The 8,685-nt window shown below is 63.1% G+C and carries 6 protein-coding genes; 3 read left to right on the forward strand and 3 right to left on the reverse strand.

Annotation, left to right across the window (positions count from 1 at the left end; genetic code table 11):
• The first annotated feature begins 13 nt into the window (after positions 1-13).
• Positions 14-1,852: an AMP-dependent synthetase/ligase gene (locus IVB31_RS18225; RefSeq protein WP_247324753.1), complete on the forward strand. Its 1,839-nt coding sequence runs from the start codon at positions 14-16 to the stop codon at positions 1,850-1,852.
• Positions 1,853-1,930: 78 nt separating this feature from the next.
• Positions 1,931-3,130 (forward strand): ABC transporter substrate-binding protein, encoded by a 1,200-nt coding sequence (locus tag IVB31_RS18230; protein ID WP_247324757.1) that lies wholly within the window; start codon positions 1,931-1,933, stop codon positions 3,128-3,130.
• 188 nt (positions 3,131-3,318) lie between these two features.
• On the opposite strand, the gene IVB31_RS18235 is transcribed toward IVB31_RS18230, so the two are convergent.
• The 3 genes from IVB31_RS18235 to IVB31_RS33660 form a co-directional block, all read right to left on the reverse strand.
• Positions 3,319-4,443 carry a lysozyme inhibitor LprI family protein gene (locus IVB31_RS18235; RefSeq protein ID WP_247324759.1) on the reverse strand — a complete coding sequence of 375 codons (1,125 nt, stop codon included), beginning with the start codon at positions 4,441-4,443 and terminating at the stop codon, positions 3,319-3,321.
• Positions 4,444-4,526: 83 nt separating this feature from the next.
• The gene (locus tag IVB31_RS18240; protein ID WP_247324767.1) at positions 4,527-5,258 is read right to left on the reverse strand and encodes a transglutaminase-like cysteine peptidase; all 732 of its coding nucleotides are present in this window, start codon (positions 5,256-5,258) and stop codon (positions 4,527-4,529) included.
• 582 nt (positions 5,259-5,840) lie between these two features.
• Positions 5,841-6,092: a hypothetical protein gene (locus IVB31_RS33660; RefSeq protein WP_247324830.1), complete on the reverse strand. Its 252-nt coding sequence runs from the start codon at positions 6,090-6,092 to the stop codon at positions 5,841-5,843.
• Between IVB31_RS33660 and IVB31_RS18250 the strand changes: the two genes are divergently transcribed.
• Positions 5,979-8,685, forward strand: a 2,707-nt coding sequence (locus tag IVB31_RS18250) for a VCBS domain-containing protein (protein ID WP_247324769.1), incomplete at its 3' end; no start/stop codon positions are given. The two genes, IVB31_RS33660 and IVB31_RS18250, sit on opposite strands and share 114 nt — an antisense overlap.

Below are 8,685 nucleotides of genomic sequence, written 5' to 3' on the forward strand. Positions count from 1 at the left end.
GGAGGAGACGCGCATGGCCCGACCGGCGGTGCTGACGGTCGCTGATACGATCGCGAAGAGCTTTTTGTGCGCCGCGGAGACGCGGGGCAGCAGGCCGGCTATCCGCGAGAAGAAATTCGGCATCTGGCAGCCGACCAGCTGGCGCGAATGGCTCGCGATCTCGAAGGAGATTGCCTACGGGCTTCGGGCGACCGGCTTCATGCCGGGTGACGTCGCCTCCATCATCGCCAATGCCGTGCCGGAATGGGTCCATGCCGACATGGGCATCCTGTGCGCCGGCGGTGTTTCCTCCGGCATCTATCCGACTGACGCATCGTCCCAGGTCGAATATCTCGTCAACGACTCCCACACCAAAGTGATCTTCGCCGAGGATGAGGAGCAGCTTGACAAGATTCTCTCCTGTCGCGCGCGCTGTCCGTCGCTGCAAAGGATCATCGTGTTCGACATGGAGGGCCTCAGCGGGTTCTCCGACGACATGGTGATGTCGCTCGACGAGTTTCGCGCGCTCGGCCGCAACCATATGGCCGGCCGCGAGGCGCTGTGGCAGGAGATGATCGACAGCCGCAGCGCGAGCGATCTCGCGGTCCTGGTCTACACGTCGGGCACCACGGGGCCGCCCAAGGGCGCCATGCACGCCAACCGCAGCGTCACGCACCAGATGCGGCACGCCAACGATTTCATCCCGGCGCGGGAGGATGAGGACCGGCTGATCTTCCTGCCGCTCTGCCACGTCGCCGAGCGCATCGGCGGCTATTACATCTCGGTCGCGCTCGGCTCGGTGATGAATTTTGCCGAGAGTCCGGAGACCGTGCCGGACAATCTTCGCGAGGTGCAGCCGACAATCTTCCTCGCGGTTCCCCGCATCTGGGAAAAGTTCTATTCCGCCATCACCATCGCGCTGAAGGATGCGACACCGTTCCAGCAATGGGTCTACCGCCGCGCCATCGACATCGGCTACCGCATGGTCGATTGCAAGATCGAAGGGAAAGCGCCGCCGCTGTCGCTGCGCCTCGCCAACAGCCTTGCCTACCGGCTCGCCTTCCGCAACATCCGCCGCACGATCGGCCTCGACCGCTGCCGCATCGCCTTCACCGGCGCGGCGCCGATCGCACCGGAGCTGATCCGCTGGTATCTCGCCCTTGGCATCGGCATCCACGAACTCTACGGCCAGACCGAGAATTGCGGGGTCGCCACCATGATGCCGGCGGAGCGGATCAAGCTCGGCTCGGTCGGCAAGGCGGTGTCCTGGGGCGAGGTCGCGCTGTCGCCCGACGGCGAGATTTTGATCAAGGGCGACTTCCTGTTCATGGGCTATCTCAACCAGCCGGATAAGACCGCGGAGACCATCGACCATCGCGGCTGGCTGCATACCGGCGACGTCGGCACCATCGACAACGAGGGCTTCGTCCGCATCACCGACCGGATGAAGGACATCATCATTACCTCGGGCGGCAAGAACATCACGCCGTCCGAGATCGAGAACCAGCTCAAATTCTCGCCTTATATTTCGGATGCCGTGGTGATCGGCGACCAGCGCCCATACCTCACCTGCCTCGTCATGATCGACCAGGAAAATGTCGAGAAGTTCGCGCAGGACCACGACATCCCCTTCACCAACTATGCGAGCCTGTGCCGCGCGACGGAGATCCAGGACCTGATCTGGCGCGAGATCGAAGGCGTCAACGGCAATTTCGCCCGCGTCGAGACCATCAAGAAATTCTATCTGATCGAGCGCCAGCTCACGCCGGAGGACGAGGAGCTGACGCCGACCATGAAGCTGAAGCGCGGTTTCGTGAACAAGCGCTACGCCGCCGAGATCGACGCGATGTATCTCGCCCGGGCGGTGGCTTGAATAATCGTTTTCGAGAAAGCGAAGGAGCTATGGCCCCCGCCCTTCGTCGAACACGGGCCTTCAGGAGAGGAGACGTCAATGTCGAGATCGTTGAGAGCGTTCGGCCTTACTATGGGCGCAGTCGCGCTCACCTGTCTGCCGGCCGCGGCGCAAACCAAGGTTACGAATGAGGGTATCTCGGCATCCGAGATCGTCATCGGAACTCATCAGGATCTGTCCGGACCGATCAAGGTCTGGGGCGTGCCTGTTTCCAACGGCATGAAGATGGCGGTCGAGGAGATCAACGCCGCCGGCGGCATTCATGGACGCAAGATCAGGATGATCCTCGAGGATAACGGCTACGATCCGAAGAAGGGCGTTCTGGCCTCGCAGAAGATGGTCGAGCGCGACAAGATATTCGTCATGATCGGCTCGATGGGATCGGCGCCGACGCTCGCCGCCCAGGACATTCTGTTCGATGCCGGCGTGCTCCAGCTCTTCCCGCTGACGGCGGCCGAGTTCACCTTCAAGTTCGACCCGGCCAAGCCGCAGGAGCGTCTGAAGTTCAACAACCTGTTGCCCTACGTCGAGAGCACGCGCGCCGCGCTGAAATACATGGTGGAGTGGAAGAATTTTGCGAAGCCCTGCATCATGCATCAGGACGACGAGTACGGGAAGAACGTGCTCGACGGCTTCACCCAGCAATTGACGGCCATGAAGCTGCAGCCGGCGTCGGTGACGAGCTACAAGCGCGGAGCTTCCGACTTCAGCGCGCAGATCGCCAAGATGAAGTCCGACGGCTGCGACCTCGTCGTTCTCGGCACCGTGATCCGGGAAACCATCGGCGCCATGACGGAAGCGAAGAAGCTCGGCTGGGACGTCACCTTCCTGGGGGCGACGCCAACCAACGTGCTGGAAGTGCCGGCGCTCGGCAAGGACGCCGTCGAGGGCCTCTATGCAGCGAGCGGCTTCGAAATCCCCTACGAGGACACAGCCAAGGGCAAGGTCCACGACTGGCTCATCAACTACAAGAAGATGTTCAACACCGACGCCAACACCCAGGCGATCATCGGCTACAATGCGGTGACGACGTTTGCGTTCTACGCCAACAAGGCGGGCAAGGATCTGACCGGCCAGAAGATGCTGGACTCGCTGGAGTCGGGCGACAAGTTCCTCGACATCTTCAACTCGCCGCCGACCAAGTTCTCCAAGACCGACCACCTCGCCAACACCATCACCCAGGTGCAGCAGGTCAAGGGCGGCCGCTGGGTTCTGGTGAAGGACAATCTGATGTTTTGATTTTTCCGCCTCTCCCCGCGCGCGGGGAGAGGCCAGAATTTGCGCCAGCAAATTCCGGCCGAGAGGCGGTCTCCGCGAGTCCGTCTTCTCGCCGTCTTTGCGGAAGCACCCCCCCACCTCGACCCTCTCAGCGCGAGCAAAGCTCGTCGCGGCCCCGTAAGAACGGGGCGAGGGAGAGGGGGAAGCCCTTACGACCCTCCGCCCGCGGTGCCGGAATTCACCGGGGCCAGTTCGTCTTCCCGGCAGCGCCAGCCGTCGGCGGCTTTCACGAAGGCAAAGGTCCGCTGGATTCTCAGGCGGCGCGTGACGTTGAAGGCTTCTCCGGAGCGCTCCTTGTTGCCGGCGCTCGGCTGCGGACGGCCCGTCCTGGAATCCCAGCAGGTGCCGGTACAGGTGGTGGCGACCTTGCTGCAGGTGGCGAAAGGCGCCAGCACGACCATCTCGATCTCGCCGGTGACCTGCGCCTCCTGATCGATCACCTGGCTGTCGAGCGCGTAGACGCGGTTGATGCGGAGGAAATTGCCGCAGGAATTGGCGGCGTGAATCCGCGCCGCGCAGAAGTCGACGGCGTCGGAGTCGGGCAGGCGGGCCGCAACCTGCCGGCCGAACACTTTCTTTGCATCGCCCTTGGCGGCGGCGATCTCGTCGGTCCTGTGCTTGAGATAGCCGGCGAGACAATCTTCCGCGGACTCGAGCTCCCCGAGCGGCACGTTCTCCTTACCGACCAGACCGCATTTGCGATCGCGCTCCCGCGTCCACCGGCCATATTCGGCGAAGGCAAACCGTGCCGCGGTCGGATCGAGCTTGCCGATCAGGCCGAGCACCTGGCTGTTCAACTCGGTCTCGGCGAGCGCCAGCGTCGGGTCCGCACAGATCAGCGCGCCCGCGGCGGTGTTGGCCGCGAGACAATCGAAATCCGGATCGCGCACGATGGCGGCGCGCTCCTCGGTCACCTTGAGAAGACATGCCTTCACCCGGTCGAAGTCGTCGGTGCGGATCGCTGTCTGGCCGACGATGCCGCAACCGAGATTGCGCTGGTGGATCCAGATCGCATTCTCCTCGATTCCAGGCAGGCGATCGGGCAGACGGGCAAGCCGCGCTTCGATTCCGCTGCTCAGCTTCTCGGCGGCGGCAGCAAGCTCGGCATCACCGCAGAACAATTGATTGCCGGGGTCACGGATCTGCTGGCAGTTGTTTTTTGCAAACAGCGGCAGCCTGTCGGCGATGGAGCGGTCGGATGGGCCGGATTGCGCGAAGCCTGATGCCGCCGGAAACGCCAGCAGCGCAAGCACAGTCAGCACGATGAACCGCATTCCAGTCGCCCCCGCATAGCCCGCGCCATGCTAGCGTCCCTGATCGTGCGGCGAAATGGGTTTGTGGTGGGTTACTAGATCGTTCAATGCGCCTGGGGGACGACCATCGAGAACCGCACGGGTTCGTCGACATATTTCATCACGGCCGACTGGTAGAGCACGAAAAGCGGCTGGTAGCTCCGTGCAGCGTCGTCTTCGACCATTGCCATGCGGCGGTTGTCGAGCATTAGCCAGCGGCCGTCGAGCCGTGCGGCTGCAACCGCATGCTCTTCGCCGGCCCTGACGTCGCGCACCACGACGATGCGGAGGTCTTCGGTGGCGACGCCCGCGAGCCGCAACGCGGCGAGCTTGGCAATGGCATAGTCCTCGCAATCGCCGGCACCGCGGGCAAAGGTCGCCAGCGGCGAGCTCCAGACATCCTCGGTACCGTCATCGGCGGCGCGGATGGCAAGGTTGATGGCGCGGTTGGTCTCACCCAGCTTCGCGCGGCCGTCACGGCTGCGGGCCTGGTCGACGATGGCGAGCAGTTTCAGCGCGGCGGGCGAAGCGCAATTGTCCCGGTCGCCGTCGCACAGTGCGAGCTGTACCATGTCGTCGTCGAGCCTGGACTTCAGCGCGAGCCATTTCTGTTGCACGCCTCCGGCGGAGATGGCGAAGGCGAACACGCCGAACGGCTCGGCGGATTTGCGCACGAGGACACCGGCTCCCGGCGACAGCAGCGTGCCGGCGCGAAGCTCGGCGGCCGATCCGCACAGGATCAATCCGCACAGCACAAGGATTGCGCGCCAAGCGCGCGAGCGAGCAGCGGTCTCCATCTGACATCCCCTTCCGGCTTCGCCAGGTCCCCTGGTCGTGCCGGGCTTTGTTGCTTTCGCGGAGATAGTGCGAGACGTGCCGTTTTGTTCTGCTTAACGCGCCCGGCTGGGGTCCCAAAACCGGGCAACAGGCTGAAACCGGCCTGTCCAAATTGCGTAAAATTTTACGAATCGGGGACTAGTTGGAGCGTGCCTGCCGCGAAATGGAACCAATTGCAGGTACTGGTTGTGCCGCCGCCGATTCCTCGCCCTATGGCTAACGACCCGCTATTTCACCGGTTCTGTTAATTGGGTCACAGATTTGGTTCCGTATTTGCCGCAGTATGCTGCGGGGCACCACGAACGGAAGATGATGCAAGTATTCGCTGCCCGATTTATACAGTCGAATACATAGGGGTACCGAAAATGGGCTCGGATAAGCAAAACTCTACTTATAGATATTTCCGGAAATACCCCGCTTCCTCTGGGGAGGCGTGGCCGGGAAGGGGCGCCGACCGCTGGGTGATGCGAAATCACACAAGCAATAGATGGTTTCGCTAAGGACTTGGTAATGATAAGCAAGCTTAGGCGATCGATACTTACTTAGATTTTAACTCTTTTTTTGGTGCCCTGTTGAATTACGCTGGCAAATTTGACGCCGCGATTTTCTTGGATGGCGCGGGTCCTCACTCGCTTGCCGACCCCCATGTCGATTCCTTTACGGCCAAAGCGCATGGTCACGTGCCTGACGGCGCGTTCGTTGTTCCCGATCCGAACCTGATCTTTCATGGTGACTTCAAGCGCGCGGGCAGCGATCTCGTGCTGTCCCACGACGGTCACGAGTTTGTGGTTCACGATTATTTCCGGGGCGACAAGCGCGCGGCGCTCTCGTCGCCGGATGGCGCTCACCTCACCGGCGACATCGTCAACGCGCTGACGGGCCACGTCCAATATGCACAGGCCGCGTCCGGCATTGCCGCGGCCCAGGTCATTGGCCACGTCACCAAGCTTTCCGGCAGCGCGACCGCGGTCCGCAACGGCGTCTCCGTCATCCTGAACAACGGCGACAATGTCGAGAAGGGCGACGTGGTCTCGACCGGCGGGGACTCCACGCTCGGCATCACCTTCATCGACGGTACGGTGTTCGGCCTGTCCTCCAATGCGCGGATGGTGCTGAACGAGATGGTCTACGACCCCAACGGGTCGAGCAACTCCTCGCTGCTCAGTCTGGTCGCGGGCACCATCACCTTCGTCGCCGGCGAGACCGCCAAGCACGGCGACATGAAGATCGACACGCCGGTCGCCACCATGGGCATCCGCGGCACGGCGGTGCTGAGCCAGATCCGTTTCGTCGTTCCGCCCAGTGGCGGCGATCCGCAGCCGGAGGCGAGCTTCCAGGTGCTGGTCGAGCCGAACGGCACGACGGGCTCCTACATCCTGTTCGACAAGGTCACGCTGCTGCCGATCGCGACGGTCAACCAGGCCGGCCAGATGATCCAGATCAGCGGCGGCAACGTCTCGATTTCCAATGCGCTGATGTCACCGGACATCCAGAAGCTGATCACGGACGTGTTCACGCTGAAGTTCACGGACAACAACAGCAACACCAAGCTGACCACGAACTTCACCGACTCGATCACGCAGACCAGCGACGGTCTCCTGATCAAGACGCCGACCGGCGCCACCGCGACTGTGACTTTCGCGAACCTCAATCCGCAGGGACCGCAGGGCCCCGGCACCTCCACGCCGACCAACGACCGCATTCCCGGCCCGCCCGAGTCGCGCAGCCTCGATCTCAACGGTAATGTGACGTCGGCATTCGCGCTGACCGAGCGCGCAGACACCACCGGCGACACGACGCATTCCGACACGATCTCGGGCCGCATCACCTTCGTCGATCAGAATCTGGGCGACCGGCCGACAGTGTCGGTGAGCCTCGCCGGCGCGCCCAACTACGTCTACAAGGACGCGGGCCTGCACGATGTCACCGGATCGCTCACCACGCTCCAGATGCAGGACATCGCGGCGACGCAGATCCAGATCGACGTGGCCGCCAATGCCGCGAACAACAACAACGGCTCGGCGGTCTGGACCTACACGATTCCCGACCACGTCTTCGACTTCCTCGCGGCCGGCGAAACGCTGACGCTGACCTACACGGTCCGCATCAGCAACAATTTCGCGGTAAACCCGGAATCCACCTCCTTTCCGATCACCATCACGATCACAGGCACCAACGACAAGCCGGTGATCACCACCAACGTGCCGACCATCACGTTCGAAGGTGGCACCAGCGTGCCGGGTGGTCCGCTCGCCAGCGATGTGCCGACATCGGGTACGCTGAACTTCAAGGATGTCGACCTCACCGATAGCCACACGGTCGCGGTCAAGCTGACAAGCGCGACGCTGCCTGACGGCACCGTTCCGCCGGGCCCGCTTGCGGCGTTCCAGAGCGCGATGTCGGTTGCGATCGCGGCGGGCGCCGACAGCAAGGGCAGCGGCACCGGCACCATCAACTGGTCGCTGGCAGACCTGCCGGTCTATCTCGCCGACTTCATCCCGAAGGGCGAGGTGCTGACGCTGGTCTACACCGTGACGCTCACGGACTCGCAAGGCGCCATCTCGCAACAGACCATCACCGTCACGATCACCGGCACCGATGCCGCCGCGGTGGTGTGGATCGCGACCGACAAGGCCGGCGCTCCCTCCGGCGGCTTCTGGAAGGACGCCGCGAACTGGGAAACCGGCACCGTCCCGACCATCGACGACGACGTCATCGTCATCACCGATCAGCTGCACGGGCTGACGCCGTCCTATCCGGTGACGATCGACGCAGCCGCCTATGCCAAGTCGATCACGATGAACGATTTCGGTGGTCCGCCACCGAAAGTGATCAACCAGAGCTCGCTGACGATTTCCGGCGCGCTCAACATGAGCGCCGACTCGATCTTCACGAACGCGGCTTCCGGCGTGATGTCCGTCGGTGGCAAGGCCGAGATTCTCGGCACGAGCGTGCTCACCAATGCGGGCTATCTGACGCTCGCGGGTGGCGGCGATTTCGCCCAAGGCACGACGATCACCAATTCGGGCATGATCGAGCTGTCGAGCGGCACGCTGAAGACGCTCGCCTTGATCCACAATGCCGGCGGCACGCTGAAGGCCGATGCCGGCACGACGCTGATCGTCGATACAGGGACGGTCGATGGCGGCACCGTCGCCATTCTGGGCACGCTGGAGCTCGACGGCACCAGCCTGATCGAGAACGGCACGCTGAACAATTCCGGCACGGTCAACGTCAAGGGCACGGTCGCGTTTGCCCACGAGACCGTCTCCAATACTTCCAGCGGCACGATCAAGGTGCTGGCGGATGGCTGGCTGACCGTCGACCAGGGCTCGAGCGTCACCAACACCGGCAACGTCACCGTCGATGCCACCGGCAAGCTCACCG

This window comes from Bradyrhizobium sp. 21, from assembly GCF_023073335.1.
In the GTDB taxonomy this organism is placed as follows: Bacteria; Pseudomonadota; Alphaproteobacteria; order Rhizobiales; family Xanthobacteraceae; genus Bradyrhizobium.